The 20,403-nt window shown below is 71.5% G+C and carries 21 protein-coding genes; 14 read left to right on the top strand and 7 right to left on the bottom strand.

Translation table 11 applies throughout. From position 1 onward, the window contains the following. Positions 1-64 precede the first annotated feature (64 nt). Entirely contained in the window at positions 65-1,318 is a 1,254-nt protein-coding gene (locus ACN26Y_RS26700; RefSeq protein ID WP_155332911.1) for a hypothetical protein, read from the top strand. Further along, complete coding sequence (locus ACN26Y_RS26705; protein WP_422733711.1) at positions 1,315-1,875, top strand: DUF3105 domain-containing protein; 561 nt, start codon at positions 1,315-1,317, stop codon at positions 1,873-1,875. The genes ACN26Y_RS26700 and ACN26Y_RS26705 overlap by 4 nt, the downstream gene beginning before the upstream one ends. Before the next feature lie 36 nt (positions 1,876-1,911). Here the strand turns inward: ACN26Y_RS26705 and ACN26Y_RS26710 are convergent, their stop codons facing one another. Next, positions 1,912-2,847, bottom strand: a complete 936-nt coding sequence (locus ACN26Y_RS26710) for a LysR family transcriptional regulator (protein WP_155332913.1) — start codon at positions 2,845-2,847, stop codon at positions 1,912-1,914. A gap of 29 nt (positions 2,848-2,876) precedes the next feature. Between ACN26Y_RS26710 and ACN26Y_RS26715 the strand changes: the two genes are divergently transcribed. From ACN26Y_RS26715 to ACN26Y_RS26740, 6 genes are all read left to right on the top strand, one after another. Next, on the top strand, positions 2,877-3,608 hold the full coding sequence (locus ACN26Y_RS26715) for a succinate dehydrogenase cytochrome b subunit (protein ID WP_155332914.1): 732 nt from the start codon (positions 2,877-2,879) through the stop codon (positions 3,606-3,608). Positions 3,609-3,610: 2 nt separating this feature from the next. Next, positions 3,611-5,542 carry a fumarate reductase/succinate dehydrogenase flavoprotein subunit gene (locus ACN26Y_RS26720; protein WP_155332915.1) on the top strand — a complete coding sequence of 644 codons (1,932 nt, stop codon included), beginning with the start codon at positions 3,611-3,613 and terminating at the stop codon, positions 5,540-5,542. Next, the gene (locus tag ACN26Y_RS26725; protein WP_155332916.1) at positions 5,539-6,303 is read left to right on the top strand and encodes a succinate dehydrogenase/fumarate reductase iron-sulfur subunit; all 765 of its coding nucleotides are present in this window, start codon (positions 5,539-5,541) and stop codon (positions 6,301-6,303) included. Before ACN26Y_RS26720 ends, ACN26Y_RS26725 begins: the two co-directional genes overlap by 4 nt. 175 nt (positions 6,304-6,478) lie before the next feature. After that, positions 6,479-7,663, top strand: a complete 1,185-nt coding sequence (locus ACN26Y_RS26730; protein ID WP_422733712.1) for a zinc-dependent alcohol dehydrogenase — start codon at positions 6,479-6,481, stop codon at positions 7,661-7,663. Continuing rightward, a complete protein-coding gene (locus ACN26Y_RS26735) occupies positions 7,660-8,571 on the top strand; it encodes an SDR family NAD(P)-dependent oxidoreductase (RefSeq protein WP_422733713.1) in 912 nt (303 codons plus the stop codon). The genes ACN26Y_RS26730 and ACN26Y_RS26735 overlap by 4 nt, the downstream gene beginning before the upstream one ends. 107 nt (positions 8,572-8,678) lie before the next feature. Beyond that, complete coding sequence (locus ACN26Y_RS26740) at positions 8,679-9,824, top strand: MBL fold metallo-hydrolase (protein ID WP_155332919.1); 1,146 nt, start codon at positions 8,679-8,681, stop codon at positions 9,822-9,824. Positions 9,825-9,920: 96 nt separating this feature from the next. Here ACN26Y_RS26740 and ACN26Y_RS26745 read toward each other — a convergent pair whose 3' ends face one another. Then, positions 9,921-11,432 (bottom strand): deoxyguanosinetriphosphate triphosphohydrolase family protein, encoded by a 1,512-nt coding sequence (locus tag ACN26Y_RS26745; protein ID WP_155332920.1) that lies wholly within the window; start codon positions 11,430-11,432, stop codon positions 9,921-9,923. Between the two features lie 62 nt (positions 11,433-11,494). Between ACN26Y_RS26745 and ACN26Y_RS26750 the strand changes: the two genes are divergently transcribed. Further along, positions 11,495-13,945: a Tex family protein gene (locus ACN26Y_RS26750; RefSeq protein ID WP_422733715.1), complete on the top strand. Its 2,451-nt coding sequence runs from the start codon at positions 11,495-11,497 to the stop codon at positions 13,943-13,945. A 100-nt stretch (positions 13,946-14,045) separates the two neighbouring features. Here ACN26Y_RS26750 and ACN26Y_RS26755 read toward each other — a convergent pair whose 3' ends face one another. Next, entirely contained in the window at positions 14,046-14,219 is a 174-nt protein-coding gene (locus ACN26Y_RS26755) for a hypothetical protein (RefSeq protein WP_196255947.1), read from the bottom strand. A 317-nt stretch (positions 14,220-14,536) separates the two neighbouring features. On the opposite strand from ACN26Y_RS26755, the gene ACN26Y_RS26760 reads away from it, so the two are divergent. Beyond that, positions 14,537-14,728, top strand: coding sequence for a hypothetical protein (locus ACN26Y_RS26760; RefSeq protein ID WP_155332922.1), 192 nt, complete (start codon positions 14,537-14,539; stop codon positions 14,726-14,728). Positions 14,729-14,791: 63 nt separating this feature from the next. Here the strand turns inward: ACN26Y_RS26760 and ACN26Y_RS26765 are convergent, their stop codons facing one another. The 3 genes from ACN26Y_RS26765 to ACN26Y_RS26775 form a co-directional block, all read right to left on the bottom strand. Beyond that, positions 14,792-14,989, bottom strand: coding sequence for a YegP family protein (locus tag ACN26Y_RS26765; RefSeq protein ID WP_155332923.1), 198 nt, complete (start codon positions 14,987-14,989; stop codon positions 14,792-14,794). A gap of 461 nt (positions 14,990-15,450) precedes the next feature. Further along, on the bottom strand, positions 15,451-15,648 hold the full coding sequence (locus ACN26Y_RS26770; RefSeq protein WP_155332924.1) for a hypothetical protein: 198 nt from the start codon (positions 15,646-15,648) through the stop codon (positions 15,451-15,453). A 343-nt stretch (positions 15,649-15,991) separates the two neighbouring features. Beyond that, positions 15,992-16,129 (bottom strand): hypothetical protein, encoded by a 138-nt coding sequence (locus ACN26Y_RS26775; RefSeq protein ID WP_155332925.1) that lies wholly within the window; start codon positions 16,127-16,129, stop codon positions 15,992-15,994. A gap of 187 nt (positions 16,130-16,316) precedes the next feature. Between ACN26Y_RS26775 and ACN26Y_RS26780 the strand changes: the two genes are divergently transcribed. Beyond that, on the top strand, positions 16,317-16,775 hold the full coding sequence (locus ACN26Y_RS26780) for a hypothetical protein (RefSeq protein ID WP_422733717.1): 459 nt from the start codon (positions 16,317-16,319) through the stop codon (positions 16,773-16,775). Here ACN26Y_RS26780 and ACN26Y_RS26785 read toward each other — a convergent pair. Next, positions 16,714-17,652, bottom strand: coding sequence for a DUF389 domain-containing protein (locus ACN26Y_RS26785; RefSeq protein ID WP_155332927.1), 939 nt, complete (start codon positions 17,650-17,652; stop codon positions 16,714-16,716). The genes ACN26Y_RS26780 and ACN26Y_RS26785 overlap by 62 nt on opposite strands. 205 nt (positions 17,653-17,857) lie before the next feature. Between ACN26Y_RS26785 and ACN26Y_RS26790 the strand changes: the two genes are divergently transcribed. Genes ACN26Y_RS26790 through ACN26Y_RS26800 form a run of 3 tightly spaced genes read left to right on the top strand, consistent with a single transcriptional unit; the run spans position 17,858 to position 20,357 of the window. Then, complete coding sequence (locus tag ACN26Y_RS26790; RefSeq protein WP_422733718.1) at positions 17,858-18,577, top strand: sugar transferase; 720 nt, start codon at positions 17,858-17,860, stop codon at positions 18,575-18,577. Continuing rightward, entirely contained in the window at positions 18,574-19,722 is a 1,149-nt protein-coding gene (locus ACN26Y_RS26795; protein WP_155332929.1) for an aminotransferase class I/II-fold pyridoxal phosphate-dependent enzyme, read from the top strand. The genes ACN26Y_RS26790 and ACN26Y_RS26795 overlap by 4 nt, the downstream gene beginning before the upstream one ends. Next, the gene (locus tag ACN26Y_RS26800) at positions 19,719-20,357 is read left to right on the top strand and encodes a NeuD/PglB/VioB family sugar acetyltransferase (RefSeq protein ID WP_230688781.1); all 639 of its coding nucleotides are present in this window, start codon (positions 19,719-19,721) and stop codon (positions 20,355-20,357) included. The genes ACN26Y_RS26795 and ACN26Y_RS26800 overlap by 4 nt, the downstream gene beginning before the upstream one ends. Positions 20,358-20,403 lie beyond the last annotated feature (46 nt).

Consider the following 20,403-nt stretch of genomic DNA (forward strand, 5'->3'; position numbering starts at 1 on the left):
TTTCTCGGAGTGACCCCGCACGGTGGCCGTCTCAGGACTGGCATTACCGGAAGGGTCAATCCCAGTGCATTCCTCGATCGACCCCGCCCAGGCTGAGGGGGCGTCGCTCCTGGTCGTCGCCGAGGACGGCGCGGAATGGGTGCTGGGACGACCCGACCTACGCAGGTACGTGGCGGTGCCGAAACCGGGCGCTGTCTTCGTCCAGGCCCTCCAGGCCGGCTGCTCCCTCGACGACGCGACGGCGAGGGCGAGCACCGCCGCCGGAGCGCCCGTCGACGGCGTGGACTTCCTCTCCGGTCTCGCTCAGGCCGGCCTCCTCGATCCGCCCGGACAGCCGTCGCCACCGGACGATGCGCCCGTAGAGCGTCCCACGGGCGGCCGCCGGAGCCGCCAGATCCGTTGGATCGAGGGCGTGCGCCCAGAGGTCGCCCGGCGCCTGTTCGGTCCGGTGGCGTGGGGCGGCTACCTGAGCGCGGCGCTGCTCGTCGGGGTTCTTCTCGGCGCCCGACCCGACCTCCGGCCAACCTTCGAACACGCCTGGTTCCTCACCGATCCGGTGCTGTCGGTACTGGTCTTCATTCCGGTCGGGTTCGCCCTCGCGGCGGCGCATGAGGCGTGGCACTGGCTGGCTGGCCGGGCGATCGGGATCCCGGCCACGTTCCGGGTCAGTTACCGAGCCGCCTATCTCGTCTTCGAGACCGATTTGACGCAGTTGGTGGCGACCTCCCGGCGTCGGCGTTACGGCCCGTTCCTCGCCGGCATGGCATTCGATGTCACGGTGTTGGCATTGGCGCTCGTCGCCCGCCTCGGGCACCGCGAGGATCTCTGGAATCTTCCGGCCGTCTTCGACCGTTTCCTCGGCGCCGTGGTGCTCTTCGAGATCCTGGGCATCGCTTGGCAGTGCGGCGGAATATTCCTACGCAGCGACATGTACGCGGTGCTGGCAAATGCGCTTCGTTGCCACAACCTCTATCGAGCGACCTGGCTGGTAAACAAGGCGCGGTTGTGGGGACTCGACGCACGGGAGCAGACGGAACTCGAGAACATCAGTCCGCACGACCGTTCGGTCGCGCGCTGGTTTGGCCTGGTGTATCTGGCAGGAATGATCGCGGTGTTCTGGTTGCTGCTGACATTTCAGCTGCGCTTTCTTCTCGCCATGGGAACGTGGGTCGTCCACAACCTCCTGACTTTTACTCTGACGGACCTCGTGTTCTGGGAATCCGTGGCCGTCGTCGCCTACCTGATCGTGATGTTCGGTGGTCCCCCCGCGCTCGCGGTGCGGGAACGTCGACTGCGGCGTGCCGGGAGGTTGCGGTGAGCGAGCGGGGTAGGCGGTGGCTCTGGCGGTGCGGCCTCGGACTGACGCTCTGCGCGACGCTGACCGCGCTGCTGGTCGGCCCTTGGCGGACGCTGGTCGGGACGGTGGCCGGATCACCGCCCGGAGACGCCCTCCATTCGTGTCCTGCGGGCACGGCGTTTCCGATCATGGACAGCCCGCATGTCTCGCAGTCCGAGATGGAGCAGGTGCGCTACAACTCACAGCCGCCCACCTCCGGCCCACATTTCGCCTTCAGTCTCGCCCCCGGGCGGTACACGGTCGCCGTGCCCGAGGGCCTCGCCGTGCACGCCATGGAGCACGGGCACGTCATCATCCTGTACGCCGAGACCACGCCGGAGTCCACGATCGCCGACCTGGAACGGGTCGCCAAACGACATGCCGACAAGGTGGTCCTCGCGCCGTCCGAGAAGCTCTCGGACGGAATCGCGATGACCGCATGGGGTTGTCTTGAAACCCTGAGCGGGTACGACGAGTCCGCTGTGGAGCGGTTCGTCGTCACGCTCGGCGGGCGGTACGACCATGGTTGGCGTCGTTAGCCCCGGTCGTGACGCGGCCGCCGGGGGCGGCCAGGGCTAGAGCGGCTCCACGCCGGGGGGCAGTTCGCGGCCGGCGACCGCGCGCTGGACGTAGTCGAGCAGGATCCGGCGGAGTTCGCGGCCGGCGTGGGTGGGGACCACGTCGCGGCGGCGGGCCACGGCGATCGTGCGGCGGACGCCGGGCGGGGCGAGGCGGGTGACGTGGACGCCGGGCCGGCGGGCGACGACGCTGCCGGGCACGAGGGCGGCGCCGAGCCCCGCCTCGACGAAGCTCAGCACAGCGTCCAACTCGCCGCCGTCGACCGAGACCCGGGGCTCGAAGCCGGCGTCCCGGCAGGCCTGGAGGGTGGCATCGCGCAGGTCGTAGCCCTCACGGAACATCACCAGCGGCTGGTCGCGCAGGTCGGTGACGCGGACCTCGCCGGCGGGCGAGGCGCCGGGCAGCGGGTCGACGCTGGCGACGACCAGGCTCTCGGTCAGGATCGCGTCGGTGCGCAGCCCCGGATCGGCGCCCGCGGCGGGCGCGATGATCAGCGCGAGGTCGAGGTCGCCCCGCAGCAGGTCGCGCACCAGGTCCTGCGAGCCGCCCTCCTCGACGCGCAGGTCGACGGTGGGGTGGGCGTCACGGAAGCGGCGCAGCACCGGCGGGGCCAGCGAGGTGGCCAGGCTGGGGGTGGTGCCGAGGCGGACGCGACCGCGCCGCAGGCCCACCAGCTCCTGCACCTCGCGGGTCGCCGTGTCCACGTCGGCGAGGATCCGTTTGGCCAGCGGCAGCAGCACCTCCCCCGCCGTGGTGAGCCCGATCTTGCCCCTTACCCGTTCGAAGAGCGGCGCCCCCAGGTCGGCCTCCAGAGCGTGAATTTGCTTACTCAGTGAGGGTTGCGTTATGCCGACCATGTCGGCCGCCTGGGTGAAATGTCGTAGTTCTGCGACCGCAACGAAGTACCGGAGCTGATGGAGCTGCATCTTCATAGCTTACGGCTATCAAAACTGCGGGTTCGATGCATTGGACGCCTGATCAATCGGCTCTTAGCGTCGGTCGTGTGGTAGTCACGAGAACGCGGTCGCCCATCCGTTCCAACGTCGGCCTCAAGGCCGTCATGGCGGTGACGGGCATCCTCCTGGTGCTGTTCCTGATCTTGCACATGCTCGGCAACCTGAAGGTGTTCACGGGGGAGACCTCGTTCGACCACTACGCGCACTGGCTGCGCGACATCGGCAAGCCGCTGCTGCCGGGCGTCTGGTTCCTCTGGATCCAGCGCGGCGTGCTGACCGTCGCCGTCGTGGCGCACATCGCCGCCGCCACCGCGCTGGCCCGGCGCTCCCGCGCCGCTCGCCCCGTCCGGTACGCGCACCGCCCGAAGGTCCAGGGCAGCTACGCGGCCCGCACCATGCGCTGGGGCGGGGTGATCATCCTGCTCTTCGTGATCTACCACCTGCTCGACCTGACCACCGGTCACCTGAACCCGGTCGGCGACCCGACCAAGCCGTACGCCAACGTCGTCGCCGACTTCGCGCCGGAGCGCTGGTACGTCACGCTCTTCTACACCCTGGCGATCGTCGCGCTGGGCTTCCACCTGCGGCACGGGGCGTTCAGCGCGTTCCGCAGCCTGGGGCAGCAGACCCCGAAGGGTGAGCAGCGGGCGCGTACTGCCGCCCTGGTCTTCGCCGTCACGCTCTGCGCCGGCTTCCTCGTGGTCCCGTTCGCCGTACTCACCGGATTGGTGTCCTGACCATGGATCTCTACACCCAGGGCGACCCGATCGCCGACGCCAAGGCTCCCGAGGGCCCGATCGAGACCCGCTGGGAACGCCGCCGCTTCGAGGCGAAGCTGGTCAACCCGGCCAACCGCCGGAAGATGACGGTGATCGTGGTCGGCACCGGCCTGGCCGGCGGCTCGGCCGCGGCCACCCTGGCCGAGCAGGGCTACCGGGTCAGGTCGTACTGCTACCAGGACAGCCCGCGCCGCGCGCACTCGATCGCCGCACAGGGCGGCATCAACGCCGCCAAGAACTACCGCAACGACGGCGACTCGGTGCACCGGCTCTTCTACGACACCGTCAAGGGCGGCGACTTCCGCTCCCGCGAGTCGAACGTGCACCGGCTGGCCGAGGTCTCGGTCAACATCATCGACCAGTGCGTCGCCCAGGGCGTCCCGTTCGCCCGCGAGTACGGCGGCCTGCTCGACACCCGCTCCTTCGGCGGCGCCCAGGTGCAGCGCACCTTCTACGCCCGGGGCCAGACGGGCCAGCAGCTGCTGCTCGGCGCGTACCAGGCGCTGGAGCGGCAGATCGGCCTCGGCAACGTGGAGATGAACGCCCGGCACGAGATGCTGGAGCTGATCATCGTCGACGGCCGGGCCCGGGGCATCGTCGTGCGGGACCTGGTCACCGGCGAGATCACCACGGAGTTCGCCGACGCGGTCGTGCTCGCCTCCGGCGGGTACGGCAACGTCTTCTACCTCTCCACCAACGCCAAGGGCTGCAACGTCACGGCCACCTGGCGGGCGCACCGCAAGGGCGCCTACTTCGCCAACCCCTGCTACACGCAGATCCACCCGACCTGCATCCCGGTCTCCGGCGACCACCAGTCGAAGCTGACCCTGATGAGCGAGTCGCTGCGCAACGACGGCCGGGTGTGGGTGCCGAAGGCCAAGGGCGACAACCGCGACCCTCGGGAGATCCCGGAGGACGAGCGGGACTACTACCTGGAGCGGATCTACCCCTCCTTCGGCAACCTGGTGCCCCGGGACATCGCCTCCCGAGCCGCGAAGAACGTCTGCGACGAGGGCCGCGGCGTCGGCCCGGGCGGCCTCGGCGTGTACCTGGACTTCGCGGACGCGATCGCGCGGCTCGGCCGCAAGGCGATCGAGGCGAAGTACGGCAACCTCTTCGAGATGTACGAGCGGATCACCGGCGAGGACCCGTACGAGGTCCCGATGCGGATCTACCCCGCCGTGCACTACACGATGGGCGGCCTGTGGGTCGACTACGACCTCCAGTCGAGCATCCCCGGCCTGTTCGTGATCGGCGAGGCGAACTTCTCCGACCACGGCGCGAACCGGCTCGGCGCGTCCGCGCTCATGCAGGGCCTCGCCGACGGCTACTTCGTCCTCCCGAACACCATCGCCAACTACCTGGCGGCGGGGCCGTTCGAGAAGGTCGAGGCGAGCCACCCGGCGGCGGTCGAGGCGCGGCGCGACGTCGAGGACCGCATCCAGCGGCTGCTGGCGGTGAACGGCGACCGCACGGTCGACTCGTTCCACCGCGAGCTGGGCCAGATCATGTGGGAACACTGCGGCATGGAGCGCTCCGAGGCCGGCCTGCGCAAGGCGATCGACGAGATCCGGGCGCTGCGCGAGCAGTTCTGGCAGCGGGTGCGGATCATCGGTGACGCCGACGGGCTCAACCAGTCGCTGGAGAAGGCCGGCCGGGTGGCCGACTTCTTCGAGCTGGCCGAGCTGATGTGCATCGACGCCCTGCACCGCGAGGAGTCCTGCGGCGGTCACTTCCGGGCCGAGCACCAGACCCCCGACGGCGAGGCCCAGCGCGACGACGAGCGGTTCGCGTACGTGGCGGCCTGGGAGTACGGCGCCGAGCAGCCCGTACTGCACAAGGAAGACCTGAAGTTCGAATACGTCCACCCCACGCAGCGGAGCTACAAGTGAACCTGACCCTGCGCATCTGGCGCCAGAAGGGCCCTGAGGACAAGGGTCGGATGGTGACCTACCAGGTCGACGACGTGTCCCCGGACATGTCGTTCCTGGAGATGCTCGACGTGCTCAACGAGCGGCTGATCCTCGCCGGCGAGGAGCCGGTGGCGTTCGACCACGACTGCCGCGAGGGCATCTGCGGCATGTGCGGCCTGATGATCAACGGCAACGCGCACGGCCCGCAGCGCGGCACCACCGCCTGCCAGCTGCACATGCGGCAGTTCAAGGACGGCGACACGATCGACATCGAACCGTGGCGGGCCCGGGCCTTCCCGGTCATCAAGGACCTGGTGGTCGACCGCAACGCGTTCGACAAGATCATCGCGGCGGGTGGCTTCATCACCGCCCCGACCGGCAGCGCCCCGGAGGCGCACTCGGTCCCGGTCGCCAAGGCCAACGCGGACGCCGCCTTCGAGTCGGCCGCCTGCATCGGCTGCGGCGCCTGCGTGGCGGCCTGTCCGAACGGCTCCGGCATGCTCTTCACCGCCGCCAAGGTCACCCAGCTCTCGCTGCTGCCGCAGGGCCAGCCGGAGCGCTACACGCGGGTGATCGGCATGGTGGACGCGCACGACGAGGCCGGCTTCGGCGGCTGCACCAACGCCGGTGAATGCACCGTGGTCTGCCCGAAGGGCATCCCGCTGAACACCATCGGCCGGCTGAACCGCGACTACCTCGCGGCAACCGCCAAGCGGGGCGACAACACCCCCGGCTCCTGAGGCGAACGCCGCCGGCGGCGTCCCCCTCCGTACCGCGAAAGAGTGGCTGCCCGAGGTCGGGCGGCCACTCTTTCGCGGTATCTGCGCGGAGAGCGGTCGGGTGTGGCCGCGGCCGGTTCAAGGGACGCTGCACGGGTAGCACCTCTCGGAGGACGCCGAGAGGGGACATCCGGACATGAAGGCACTGACCTGGCAGGGCAAACGCGACGTACGGGTCGAGGAGGTGCCCGACCCCCGGATCGAGGAGCCGACCGACGCGATCGTCCGGATCACCTCGACCGCGATCTGCGGCTCGGACCTGCACCTCTACGAGGTGCTCGGGCCGTACCTGAAGCCGGGCGACGTCCTCGGTCACGAGCCGATGGGCGTCGTCGAGGAGGTCGGCCCCGGTGTGACCCGGCTCCAGCCCGGAGACCGGGTGGTGGTGCCGTTCAACATCTCCTGCGGCTCCTGCTGGATGTGCGAACGCCAGCTCTACGCGCAGTGCGAGACCACCCAGGTGACGGCCGAGGGCAAGGGCGCGGCGCTGTTCGGCTACACCACGCTCTACGGCTCCGTGCCCGGCGGGCAGGCGGAGTACCTGCGCGTGCCGCACGCCCAGTTCGGCCCGGTCAAGGTCCCGGAGAGCGGCCCCGACGAGCGGTGGCTCTACCTCTCCGACATCCTCCCCACCGCCTGGCAGGCCGTGAAGTACGCGGACACCCCGCCCGGCGGGACCCTCGCGGTCTTCGGGCTCGGCCCGGTGGGCCAGTTCTGCGCCCGGATCGGCCGGCACCTCGGCGCGGGTCGGGTGATCGGCCTCGACCTGGTACCCGAGCGCCTCGAAATGGCCCGCCGGCACGGCGTCGAGGTGCTCGACGTCAGCGAACTCGACGACGTGCCGGGGGCGCTGATCGACATCGTCGACGGGCGCGGGCCGGACGCGGTGATCGACGCGGTGGGCATGGAGGCGCACGGCGCACCGCTGGGCAGGATCGCCCAGACCGCCGCCGGCCTGCTGCCGGACAAGCTGGCCCAACCGATGATCGACAAGTTCGGCGTGGACCGGCTGGTCGTGCTCAAGGCCGCGCTGAAGGCCGTCCGGCGCGGCGGCACCGTCTCGATCTCCGGGGTGTACGGCGGTGAGGTCGACCCGCTGCCGCTGATGGAGATGTTCGACCGGGGCGTCCAACTGCGGATGGGGCAGTGCCACGTCCGCCGGTGGACCGACGAGATCATCCCGCTGCTCTCCGGCGACGACGACCCGCTCGGCGTCGAGGACCTGCGGACCCACCGGCTGCCGCTGGCGGACGCGCCGCGCGCGTACGAGATGTTCCAGAAGAAGGAGGACGGCTGCGTCAAGGTCGTGCTCGCGCCGTGAGCCGTACGGTGGTCGTCACGGGCGCGACCAGCGGAATCGGCCGCGCGGCCGCCCGCGAGTTCGCCGGCCGCGGGGACCGTCTGGTCCTCGGGGCCCGCTCCGCGCAGGCCCTCGAGGAGGTACGCGCCGAGTGCGCCGCCGCCGGCGCCCGGGCGCTGACGGTGGCGACCGACGTCGCCGAGCCGGACGCCCCGGCGGCGCTCGCCGAGGCGGCCGTCGCCGAGTTCGGCGGGATCGACGTGTGGGCGCACACGGCGGCGGTGATGTCGTACGGGCGCTTCGAGGAGACGCCGGAACGTGTCTTCGAGCAGACGATCCGCACCGACCTGATCGCCGCGGCCACGGTGGCCCGGGTGGCGCTGCGGCACTTCCGGGAGGCCGGCGGCGGGACGCTGATCCTCACCGGATCGGTGCTCGGTCACATCACCGCTCCCTACCTGAGCGGCTACGTGGCGAGCAAGTGGGGCCTGCAGGGACTCGCCCGGGTCCTCCAGCAGGAGACCCGGGAGACGCCGGGCGTGCACGTCTGCATCGTCACCCCGGGCAGCGTGGACACCCCGGTCTACCAGCGGGCGGCCAACTACCTGGGCCGACTCGGACGCCCGCCGCTGCCGGTCACCACTCCGGAACGGGTCGCCCGGGCCATGGTCGACTGCGCCGACCGCCCCCGGCGGGAGGTGTCGGTGGGCCGGGCCAACACCGTCATGCGCTTCGGCTTCACCGTGCTGCCCGGCGTTTACGACGCCCTGGTCGGGCCCCTGATGCGGGTGGCGGCGCTGACCGACCGGCCGGTGGAACCGCACGACGGCGTGGTGTTCACCCCCGCCCCGGGAAGCGAGCGCCTCCGCGGCGGCTGGCTTCCCGACCTGGGGCGGATAACCCGCGCCCTCACCCGCCACCTGCCCTGATGCCGCGGGGTAAGGAAGGGCCCCTTCTTAACGCCTGAGGTAGAGCAGGGGTCCCCTCTTAACACCCCGGGCTACCGTGTACGTCGGAACACGGCGGAGGGACGGCGATGGCGGCACCAGCACAGCACGGGGTTCGGGACCGGTCGCTCGGGCGGCGGGTGAGCGGAGCGGTCGGGCTTGCCGCTCTGGCCGGCCTCGCCTGGGTCGCGCGGGACATCCCGATGGCGCTCGGCGGCCGGCTGACCGGCGCCCGGGCCGAACGGGCGGTGCGCTCACCCCAATACCGTGAGGGCGCCTTCCGCAACCCGGCGAGCAGCCGCTCGATGGCCGGCGCCCCGGACCGCAACCTGGTCCGGGAGCTGATCTTCGGCAAGCAGAAGCGCCACCCGACGGCAGCCGTGCCGCTGCTGCGGCCCGCCGACCCGCCCGCCGGTGACACCACCCGGGAGCTCAACGTCGTCTGGTACGGCCACGCGTCCGCCCTGATCGAGATCGAGGGGCGGCGGGTGCTGCTCGATCCGGTGTGGAGCGACCGCTGCTCCCCGTCCACCCTGGTCGGGCCACGGCGGCTGCACCAGCCCCCGGTGCGCCTCGACGAACTGCCCCCGCTCGACGCGATCCTGATCTCCCACGACCACTACGACCACCTCGACCTCGCCACCGTGCGCGAGCTGACCGCACGTCAGGACGCGCCGTTCGTGGTGCCGCTCGGCGTCGGCGCCCACCTCGACCGGTGGGGTGTGCCGGCCGACCGCGTCGTCGAACTGGACTGGTCGGACAGCCACCGGATCGGGAGCCTGACCCTGACCGCCGCCCCCGCCCAGCACTTCTCCGGTCGGGGGCTGCGCCGCGACGGCACGCTCTGGAGTTCGTGGGTGGTCGCCGGCGCGCACCGCAGCCTCTTCTACACCGGCGACTCCGGCTACTTCGACGGGTACGCGGCGATCGGAGCAGCGTACGGGCCGTTCGACGTGACGCTGATGCAGATCGGCGCGTACGACCGTGCCTGGCCGAGCATCCACATGTTCCCGGAGGAGGCGGTCACCGCCCACCTGGACCTGCGGGGCGGGCTGCTGATCCCGGTGCACTGGGCGACGTTCAACCTGGCGCTGCACGACTGGTCGGAGCCGGTGGACCGGCTCTGGGCCGAGACGAAGGCCCGGGACGTACGGCTGGCGGTGCCCCGGCCGGGCGAGCGCGTGGTCGTCGACGACCCGCCGCCGGTCGACGGTTGGTGGCAGGCGGTCGCCTGACGCGGGGTGTTAACAGGGGGCCCTTCCGCTACCGCAGGCGTTAAGAAGGGGCCCTTCCTCTACCGGAGGCGTTAAGAAGGGGCCCTTCCTTGCACCTCACAGGACGAAGGCGTCGGTCCAGAGGGCGCCGGAGCGGCCGGAGAGCGAGTCCAGCATCGCCACCGCCTGGCCGTCGGTGAGCTGCGCGACGAAGTCGATGATCGCCCGGCCGCGCGCCTTGGCGAGCCGGTCCGCCGTCCGTGGGTGCAGCTCCGCCTCGGCCAGCTCGACCAAGTCGTGCAGGCGGCGCGGCAGCCGTGACTCCTCCTCCGGGTCGAGCAGCCAGTCGAGCAGCGCCTCGACCAGGGTGGCGAGCAGCCGTGCCTGGCCGCGCTGGTGCAGTGCCAGGTCGGGCCGGGCCAGCACGAACCGGTGGTGCACGAACTTGAGCACCTGCACCTCGTGCCACTGTGCCGGGGCGAGCAGCACGTGCCCGGACCGCACCGACGGCGCCTCCACCACCCGGATGGCGTCGACCAGGCGCGTCGTCCAGCGGGCGGAGAAGCGGGCCACGTACTGCTCGGCTTCGATCGACCCGTCGAACGGCACCGCCAGCAGCCCGTCCACCAGTTCCTCGCGGACGTGCTCGACGGCGGCGGCGAACGCGTCGTCGTCGGTGATCCAGGCGTCCTTGCGGTGCAGGTGGCGGCGCAGCCGCTCGATCGCCGAGCCGGGCCGGCGGGCGGCGGTGGCCAGGGCCGGTTCGGTGATCGCCCGCAGGCTCCCGCCCTCCCGCTGCCACGCGGTCAGCTCGGCGGCGACCGCGCCCTGCTGGAGCACCCCCACCCGGTAGAAGTCCTCCACGTCGTGGATCGCGTACGCGATGTCGTCGGCCGTGTCCATCACCGACGCCTCGACGGTCTGCTGCCAGTCCGCGATCCGCCCGGCGAACGGCTCCCGCGCCTGGCGCAGGTCGTCGACCTCGGTGCGGTACGCCCCGAACTTCGTCGACCCGCTGCCCGGGTCGTCCGGCGGCGCCGCGGCACCACGCGGCGCCGGCTCCAGCAGCCGCGGGTGCGGATCCGGGTGGTCCAGGCGGGTCCACGGGTACTTGAGCATCGCCGCCCGGACCGCCGCCGTCAGGTCCAGCCCGGTCGTCGCGGCGCCGCGGATCTCGGTGGAGGTGACGATCCGGTACGACTGCGCGTTGCCCTCGAACCCGTCGGCGAGCCCGAGCCGCTGGCGGGCCAGCCGGTCCAGCACCCGCTCCCCGAGGTGCCCGAAGGGCGGGTGCCCGAGGTCGTGGGCGAGCGCGGCGGCCTCCACCACGTCCGCGTCGCAGCCACCGAGCTTCTCCAGCAGGTCCCGGTACCGGTCGTCGGCGGTGAGCCGTTCGGCGATCGCCCGGGCCACCTGCGCCACCTTGAGGCTGTGGGTGAGCCGGTTGTGCACCAGCAGGCCGGAGCCGCCGGGGCTGACGACCTGGGTCACCCCGTTGAGGCGGGCGAAGAAGGGCGAGCCGACGATGCGGTCCCGGTCGGCCCGGAACGGGCTGGCCGCCAGGTCGCCCAGCGCTCGCGCGCTGCCGCCGAAGAGGCGCCGCGCCCGGGGTTCCGCAGGTGGTTCCATGATCGCCACGCTAGCGCGGCAGAATGCACGGCGGAAACCACTCCCGAAGGCGGATCGAGATCGTGACCCTCACTGTTCATCAGCGGATCGCCGAGGAACTCGGCGTCGCCGAGCGCCAGGTACGCGCGGCCGTGGAGCTGCTCGACGGCGGCGCGACCGTGCCGTTCATCGCCCGCTACCGCAAGGAGGCCACCGGCCTGCTCGACGACACGCAGCTGCGCACCCTGGAGGAGCGGCTGCGGTACCTGCGCGAGCTCGACGAGCGGCGGGCCGCCGTGCTGGAGTCGATCCGCAGCCAGGGCAAGCTCGACGAGGCTCTGGAAGCACAGATCATGGCGGCGGACTCGAAGTCCCGGCTGGAGGACATCTATCTGCCGTACAAGCCGAAGCGGCGGACCCGCGCGCAGGTCGCCCGCGAGGCCGGCCTGGAGCCGCTCGCCGACGCGCTGCTCGGCGACCCGACGCGGGATCCGCGGGAGACGGCCGCCGGGTTCGTCGACGCGGAGAAGGGGGTGGCCGACGCCGCCGCCGCGCTGGACGGCGCGCGCGCCATCCTGATCGAGCGGTTCGCCGAGGACGCCGACCTCATCGGCACGCTGCGGGAGCAGATGTGGTCGCGGGGCCGGCTCGTGTCCCGGGTACGCGAGGGCCAGGAGACCGCCGGTGCCAAGTTCGCCGACTACTTCGACTTCGCCGAGCCGTACCCGAAGCTGCCCTCGCACCGCATCCTCGCCATGTTCCGGGGCGAGAAGGAGGGCGTGCTGGACCTGACGATGGATCCGGAGCCGGAGGGTGACTCCGACGCGGTGGCCACCGGCCCGACCCGGTACGAGGCGGCCGTCGCCGGTCGTTTCGGGGTCAGCGACCAGGGGCGCCCGGCCGACCGGTGGCTGGCCGACACGGTACGTTGGGCCTGGCGTACGCGGATCCTCATCCACCTCGGCGCGGACCTGCGGATGCGGCTGTGGCAGGCCGCCGAGGAGGAGGCCGTCCGCGTCTTCGCCACCAACCTGCGCGACCTGCTGCTGGCGGCGCCGGCCGGGGCCCGCCCGACCATGGGTCTGGACCCGGGCCTGCGGACCGGCGTGAAGGTCGCCGTCGTCGACGCCACCGGGAAGGTGGTCGCCACCGACACCATCTACCCGCACGAGCCGCGCCGGCAGTGGGACGCCTCCGTCGAGACCCTGGCGAGGCTGGCCGCCGCGCACCGGGTGGAACTCGTGGCGATCGGCAACGGCACCGCGAGCCGGGAGACCGACAAGCTCGCCGGTGACGTGATCAAACGTCACCCGCAGCTCAACCTCACGAAGATCGTCGTCTCCGAGGCCGGCGCGTCGGTCTACTCGGCGTCCGCGTACGCCGCCCAGGAGCTGCCGGGGCTGGACGTGTCCCTGCGCGGCGCGGTCTCCATCGCCCGCCGCCTCCAGGACCCGCTCGCCGAGCTGGTCAAGATCGACCCACGGTCGATCGGCGTCGGGCAGTACCAGCACGATCTGTCCGAGGTGAAGCTGTCGCGGTCGCTCGACGCGGTCGTCGAGGACTGCGTCAACGCCGTCGGCGTCGACGTGAACACCGCCTCCGCGCCGCTGCTGACCCGGGTCTCCGGTATCGGCGCCGGCCTGGCGGAGAACATCGTGCTGCACCGGGACGCCAACGGGCCGTTCCGCACCCGGGCCGACCTGAAGAAGGTCGCCCGACTCGGACCGAAGGCGTTCGAGCAGTGCGCGGGCTTCCTGCGCATCCCCGGGGGCGACGATCCGCTGGACTCGTCCAGCGTGCACCCGGAGGCGTACCCGGTGGTGCGGCGGATCCTCACCGCCACCGGGCAGGACCTGCGGTCGATCATCGGGAAGAGCGCCATCCTGCGGGGGCTGCGGGCCACCGACTTCGTCGACGACACGTTCGGCCTGCCGACCGTCACCGACATCCTCGGCGAGCTGGAGAAGCCGGGCCGCGACCCCCGGCCGGAGTTCCGCACCGCCTCCTTCGTCGAGGGCATCGAGACGATCGCCGACCTGACGCCGGGCATGGTCCTGGAGGGCGTGGTCACCAACGTGGCGGCGTTCGGCGCGTTCGTTGACGTCGGGGTGCACCAGGACGGCCTGGTGCACGTGTCGGCGATGTCCCGCACCTTCGTCAAGGACCCGCACGAGGTGGTCAAGTCCGGCGACGTCGTCAAGGTGAAGGTGCTCGACGTCGACGTACCCCGCAAGCGCATCTCGCTGACCCTGCGCCTCGACGACGACGCCGAGGCCGGCCGCGGCGCGGACGGCGGTCGCCGCGAGCGCGGCGGCCCGCGGGGCGAGCAGGGCGGCCCGCGCGGAGACCGGAGCGCCGGACGCGGCCAGGGCGGGTCCGGCGGGCGCGGTGCCCAGGGCGGGTCCGGCGGGCGCGGCGGCCAGGGTGGCCAGGGTGGCCGTGGCGGACAGCCGCGGCAGGGTCGGGGCAGCGCGACGCCGCCGCCGGCCAACAGCGCGATGGCCGACGCGCTGCGCCGGGCCGGTCTGGCGTGACCGATACGCGGAGGCATCTCTCGCCGCTGTGGAGCTGACGTCGCGGACGGATCGGGTCCCTGCGACCCCCGGCACCCACCACGGGCATCGGGGGTCGTGGTCAGATCGAACGGCGCGCGATGCGGGGTCGCTTCGGTGGCCGGAGGTGCTGCTCCTTGTGCTGCCGGACCATCTCGTCCCACACCTCCTGAGGGAAGTCGGGGTCCGGCGGTATCCACTTGTGCGAGTTGTCGGAGTAGTGAAACTTCTCGTCACCGGGCTTGATCACGCTCATGGCAGCCACCCGAGGAACCGGTGGTGGAGCGCGCCAGCGGAAGTCCAGCCCATGTCCTGCGTGGCGGACACCAGATGCGAGGCCATGTAGATCGAGAGGGATACCGGAGCGCGGTCGTACTCGGCCAGTAGCTCACGGCGGCGTGTGGGACAGGGCCAGGGTGATCCACACCCTGCGCACGTCCATACAGGCAGAACAGGTCCGTGATCCGTCATCGGCCCATCGCATCACGGTGGGTTGCATGAGGGCAACCCCCAGATGCGTTGCCTAACCCGGTATGGCCTGGTGCACCCCCCTGGGGCCATACCGTCAGGAGTGTGGAGTTGCTTGGGCTGGATGAGATCCGCGATTTGCTCGGCGGGATCAGCAAGCAGCGCGCCACGATCATCGTGGGCCGCAAGGGATTCCCCGACCCCATCGCCACCTTGAAGATGGGCCGCGTCTGGGATGGCAAGGCCGTCCGGGCCTGGATCGCCAAGAATCGCCCCAGCCCGATAGATGAGGACTGACGACCAGAACGCAGAGCGCCCCCGGCGCGAGGGAGACCCACACCGGGGGGCGGCTCGATCAACTCACCAGCGGCCGTACGAACTGGCCCCCGTCTTGTCGACGATCGGGGCCGAGGCCGCGTATGTCTTGACCGACTGGGCGGCGCTCCGCGCGTCGCTCTTGTTCCAGTAGGTCTCCGACGTGGCCAAGGTGCGGCCGTTGCTTGCGACGATCTTCCAGTAGTACTGGCCGCCGTTGGCGTTGTGGATCTCGAACTGCACGGGAGTGCACTCCTTCGGGAGGCGCCTGCCGACACCGGCAGCGCGCACGGCGATCCCGAGATCTCCACCCGCCACGCGTCACGTAGTTACCGATCTGACATAGCAGACCGGCGCGTTCCGTTGTAGTGTCACAGCGCAGCCCGCCAAAGTTGCACTGAGACCCCCGCGTGAACGGATGAGTCGACCTTCGGCCCGTCTGGAGCCGGGGGTCTCACTCGTTCTCGGGGAGTAACGGTAAGTGGTCGTGAGGCCGCACGCAAGTTGCCCATACATGAATGCCTTTCGGCGTGTCGCGGCCTACCACTCGTGCCGCTGACGACTGTGGACCCCAACATCTTGGGGTGTCGGTTCTGTCGGACCCGTGAGGTATGATCCCGCCCTTTGTCGTCCAACGGGGACGGAGATTAAGCCGGGGTGACCCTCTGTTACTACACCGGACTACCGAAATGTCCGTCGACTGCTCATGGAGCACGCCGGAACCAGGACCCGAGGCGGAACAACTCCCCGAGTGCCTTGAGCACGGCCGGCAGGCGCTCCGGCGGGATCTTGAACAGCGCAACTACGGCGACGATTAGCCTCGGCACGGCGTAGACGATGGCGAGAAGTACCAGCGCCCAAGGCCCCGCGGCTAGAACAGGCTCAATGATCGAGAGCCCCACGATTTCTGCCCCTAACTCTGATCGAGCAGGGCACGCAGGGCTCAGCTCGATCAGTCCGTATGACTGATGAAGCCGAGTTCCTGCGCCGATTGAGCAAGATCTCAGGGTGGAGCGGATCTAGCCTTTCCATCACCTGTGCTGACCGGATCTCCACCGCCGTCAATCGGCAACGCAGTAGAGAAGTGCAAGTTCCAGATAAAGTAGTGCCCCCTCAAGGGCGATCTACAGTGTACCCGTCCCGCGCGACACGTGGCCAGTTGACACGGTGCCAGCGCGAAGGGCTCCCACGTGACCCAGAGACGCGAACGCGGCACGGTGGCACGTGGGTACCAACCGAACCGCGTCACGGGCCTTGCAGGCGACCGTCGTCCTGCGCGTCACGGACCCGCCGGGGCAACCGGTCCTCATCGTCCGCACCGGGCATCGGCGCATCCTTCGGCCGGTCGTGTTCCTCGTCTTCCACGACCTGGTCCTCAAGCACGAGTGGCGCATCTTGGGGCAGCCCGTCGTCAAGCACGATCGCGGCAGCCGCGCAGGCCGGCGGTCACCCGCGCGCCGAGCCAACGGCTGAAGGGGCGTGACCCTGGCGTCCATGTCGACCTTGGCCGTGGCCCTGCCGTGGAGCTGGACAGTCGCCGGGGCACGGCGTCGGGGCGTACCGTCGGGGCGTGGGTGCGGAGGACGGCCTGGACTGGCGGGAGCGGCGGCAGCGGGCGGTGGCGGCGCACGCGGCGGCCGACGAGCGCCGGCGGGCGGCCGAGGCCGCGGAGGCGGCGGAGTTGGTCGCCTGGTTCGTCGCCGAGGCCCGGCGGCGCGGGCTGCCGGCCGAGCGCCTGACGGCGCGGTCGTACGACGGTCGCGGCCGTTACCGGACGCGGCTGCGCGGCTGGTACGTGGACCGGGCGCGCACGCGGGCGGTCGACGTCGACGGCCGGTTCCACCTGCTGACCGTGCCGGGCGGCCTGCGTGCCCGGCTGTTCGGGGCGGACCCGCAGCCCGGCCCGGCACCCCTGGTGATCGGTGTGGGTGGGCGCGACGGGGAGTCCGTGCCGCTCCGGGTGCTGCTCAGCCGGCGACTCGACGACGCCGCGCCAGGTGCCACCAGGTCTGCTGCACCGCCAACGTGAACAGGCCGGCGAGCACGATCGCGCACAGGTTGATCAGCAGCTGGAGCGCGGAGCCGGCCGCCTCGTGCCACACCCCGTACGCCGTGGCGACCGCGACGTTCGCGGCGGCCGGCACGGTGGTCACCGAGATCAGCACCCCGACCAGGCTGCCGGACTTCTTCGAGGTGAGCGAGAGCATGCCGGCCACGCCGGCGAGCAGGCCCACCACCCAGGAGAGCGCGTCGGGCCGCCAGATGAAGTCGGTCAGCGGGCGCTCGGCGAGGAGCATCTCGCGGCTCACCAGGTCGGCCGCGGTCAACGCCCAGGTGCTGACCACCGTGACGGCCATCGCCGCCAGGAACCCCACGACGAGGGCCTGCACGGACCGCACGACGACCCGCCCCTTGCGGCGCAGCAGCGCGACGCAGAGCGCGGCGAGCGGACCGAACTCGGGGCCGACGACCATCGCGCCCACGATGAGGATCGGCTGGTCGAGAAGGACGCCGATGCCGGCGATCATCGTGGCGACGGTGATCAGCACGAGGTAGGTGGCGGAGAGCTCCGTCTGCTCCCCCGTCTTGGCGGCGATCTCGTCCCAGACGACGGCGTCCGCCCCGCTGCCCGGCGCCTCCCGGGCGGCCCGCTCCGCGGCGGTGGAGATCGTCAGCTCGACGTCGGCGGCGGAGATCCCGCCCTGCGCCTCGACGCCGAACTCCTGCAACGTGCGCAGCACGCCGTCGGCGCTCTCGCGCACGACGTCGCACAGGATCAGGTCACCGCACGGTTGGCGGGCCGCGCCCGCGAGCACCGCCAGATGGGTCACGCCGGGTTCCGTGGCGAGCAGGTCCGCCACCGCCTCGGATCGGTCCGGCGGCGCGATCACCCTCAGGTGCAGCACGTCTCTCCTCTCGCCTGAGCGTGTCCGGACTCTACTGACCTGCCCGCTCGTGGTCGTACCCGTGTCCTCACTCGTACCTCGGCGGTTGTTCCGACGGGATGAGTGTGCCTGTTTGGGGTCTCTCTCACGTCTGTGCCTGATACAACCCTTTTGTGACGACTGACCGATTCAGCGGGAGGTAGCAACGGTGCCGGTTCCTGGTCTGGTGACGCCTGAACGCCCGCCACGATCGGTCCGACCGGATCGGGGCAAGCGGGCCCTCGACGTCGCCGCGGCGGCCTTCCTGCTGGTGCTGCTCGCACCGGTGATGGCGGTCGTCGCGCTGCTCGTCGCCGCGGGGCTGGGCCGCCCGGTGCTGTTCCGCCAGTGCCGCGCCGGCCGTCACGGCGAGCCGTTCGAGCTGGTCAAGTTCCGGACAATGCGTCCACTCGACCCGCGACGCGGACTGGTGGCGGACGCGGAGCGGCTCACCCCCCTGGGGCGCTGGCTACGGTCCACCAGCCTGGACGAGTTGCCCACGCTCTGGAACGTGCTGCGGGGCGACATGAGCCTCGTCGGCCCCCGCCCGCTGCTGCCGGAATACCTGTCCCGCTACTCCTCCCACCAGGCTCGCCGGCACGAGGTACGGCCCGGCGTCACGGGCCTCGCCCAGGTCCGCGGCCGCAACGGCCTGAGCTGGGAGGAGAAGTTCGACCTCGACGTGGAGTACGTCGAGACCCACAGCCTCCGGCTCGACCTGTCGATCCTGGTCGCGACGGTCCGTACCGTGCTGCGGCGCGAGGGGATCTCGGCGGCCGGCGTCGCCACCGCACCGGAGTTCCTCGGCACCCCGGCCGGTCCGGCGCCGCGGTACGCCGAGGCGGCCACGTCGTCGTCGGTGCCGCGCGGACCGGCGGTGACGGTACGGCAGGGCGGACGCCGATGACGCGCACGGTGTACCTCTCCCCGCCCGACGTCGGGCCGCTGGAGGAGTCGTACCTCATCGCCGCCCTGCGCTCGGGCTGGGTCGCCCCCGTCGGTCCCGACCTGGAGGCCTTCGAACGCGACGTCGCCGACCGGGTGGGCACCCGCGGAGCGGTGGCGGTCAGTTCCGGCACGGCGGCGCTGCACCTGGCCCTGCTCGGGGTCGGCGTCGAGCCCGGAGCCGTGGTGGTCGTCCCCACGCTGACATTCGTGGCGACCGCGAACGCGGTCCGGTACACCGGCGCCCGGCCGGTCTTCGTCGACTGTGACCCGCGTACCGGCAACGTCGACGTCCCGCTCCTCGCGGATCTGCTGCAGCGGCTGCGCGCCCGGGGCGAGCGGATCGCCGCGGTCGTCCCGGTCGACATGTTCGGCGCGTGCGTGGACTACACGTCGCTCCTGCCGGCCTGTGAGGACGCCGGGGTGCCCGTGGTGGAGGACGCGGCCGAGGCCCTCGGAGCCACGCACCGCGGCCGGGCGGCGGGATCCTTCGGTCGCGTCGGCGCGCTGTCGTTCAACGGCAACAAGATCATGACCACGTCCGGCGGCGGGATGCTCGTCTCCGACGACCTGTCGCTGCTGACCCGGGCCCGGCACCTGGCGACCCAGGCCCGCGAACCCGCGGCGCACTACGAGCACCGCGAGACCGGGTACAACTACCGGCTCAGCAACCTGCTGGCGGCACTGGGCCGGGCTCAGCTCGTGCGGCTGGACGGGATGATCGGCCGCCGCCGGCAGTTGCGCGACCGGTACGCGAAACTCTTCGCCCCGGTGCCGGGCGTCGAACTCGTCGGCGCGGACGACGCCGCGTCGAACTGCTGGCTCACCGTCATCCGGGCCCGGCCCGACCAGTCCGGCTGGCGCGCCGCCGACCTGGCCGCGCATCTCGCCGCCCGGGACATCGAGACGCGTCCGGTGTGGAAGCCGATGCACCGGCAGCCCGCGTACGCGGGATCGGAGAGCCTGCTCACCGGCGCCGCCGACGACCTGTTCGCCGAGGGGCTGACGCTGCCCAGCGGCAGCGCCCTCACCGAGCGCCAGATCGGCGCCGTGCTCGGCGCGATCGACGAGTTCCTGACCGTCCGGACGGGAGTGTCGCCCGCGTGACACCACTGGTGATCGTGGGCTGCGGCGGCCACGGTCGGGAGGTGCTGACCATCGCACGGGCGGTGGTCGCCGCCGGCGGACCCCGCTGGCACCTGGCCGGATTCCTCGACGACCGGCCCGCCGAGGAGAACCTGAAGCGCGTCCAGCGCCTGGACGTGCCGTACCTGGGTGGGCTGGCCTGGCTGCGCGACGCGCCACCGGACACCCACCACGTCATCGGGATCGGCGACCCGCGGGTGCGCCGCGCGGTGGCGGCGCGGGTCGACGCGTACGCGACGCCGGCCGCGAGCCTCGTCCACCCGGACGCCACCGTGGGCCCGGACACCCGGTACGGACCGGGGTTCGTCGCCTTCCCGGGGGCCCGGGTCACCACCAACGTCGCCCTGGGGCGGCACGTGCACCTCAACCAGAACGCCACCGTGGGGCACGACAGCGTGCTCGCCGACTTCGTGTCGGTCAACCCGCTCGCCGCCGTCTCCGGGGACTGCCGGCTGGCGGAGGGCGTTCTGGTGGGCACCACGGCGGCCGTGCTCCAAGGCCTCCAGGTGGGACGGGACAGCACCGTCGGAGCCGGCGCCTGCGTGGTGCGGGACGTGCCGGAGGGCGTCGTGGTCAAGGGGGTTCCCGCGCGCTGATCCCGGCACCTCCCCGGCAGCAGCCCATGGCTGAATGGACCGCGTT

It is taken from the genome of Micromonospora sp. WMMD558, assembly GCF_049315255.1.
Lineage (GTDB): Bacteria > Actinomycetota > Actinomycetes > Mycobacteriales > Micromonosporaceae > Micromonospora.

Excerpts from the sequence above, each read along its gene's own strand:
- ACN26Y_RS26710 (WP_155332913.1), bottom strand. The coding sequence starts at position 2,847 with ATGAAGATGCAGCTCCATCAGCTCCGGTACTTCGTTGCGGTCGCAGAA.
- ACN26Y_RS26715 (WP_155332914.1), top strand. The coding sequence starts at position 2,877 with ATGCATTGGACGCCTGATCAATCGGCTCTTAGCGTCGGTCGTGTGGTA.
- ACN26Y_RS26720 (WP_155332915.1), top strand. The coding sequence starts at position 3,611 with ATGGATCTCTACACCCAGGGCGACCCGATCGCCGACGCCAAGGCTCCC.
- ACN26Y_RS26730 (WP_422733712.1), top strand. The coding sequence starts at position 6,479 with ATGAAGGCACTGACCTGGCAGGGCAAACGCGACGTACGGGTCGAGGAG.
- ACN26Y_RS26740 (WP_155332919.1), top strand. The coding sequence starts at position 8,679 with ATGGCGGCACCAGCACAGCACGGGGTTCGGGACCGGTCGCTCGGGCGG.
- ACN26Y_RS26745 (WP_155332920.1), bottom strand. The coding sequence starts at position 11,432 with ATGGAACCACCTGCGGAACCCCGGGCGCGGCGCCTCTTCGGCGGCAGC.
- ACN26Y_RS26755 (WP_196255947.1), bottom strand. The coding sequence starts at position 14,219 with ATGAGCGTGATCAAGCCCGGTGACGAGAAGTTTCACTACTCCGACAAC.
- ACN26Y_RS26795 (WP_155332929.1), top strand. The coding sequence starts at position 18,574 with ATGACGCGCACGGTGTACCTCTCCCCGCCCGACGTCGGGCCGCTGGAG.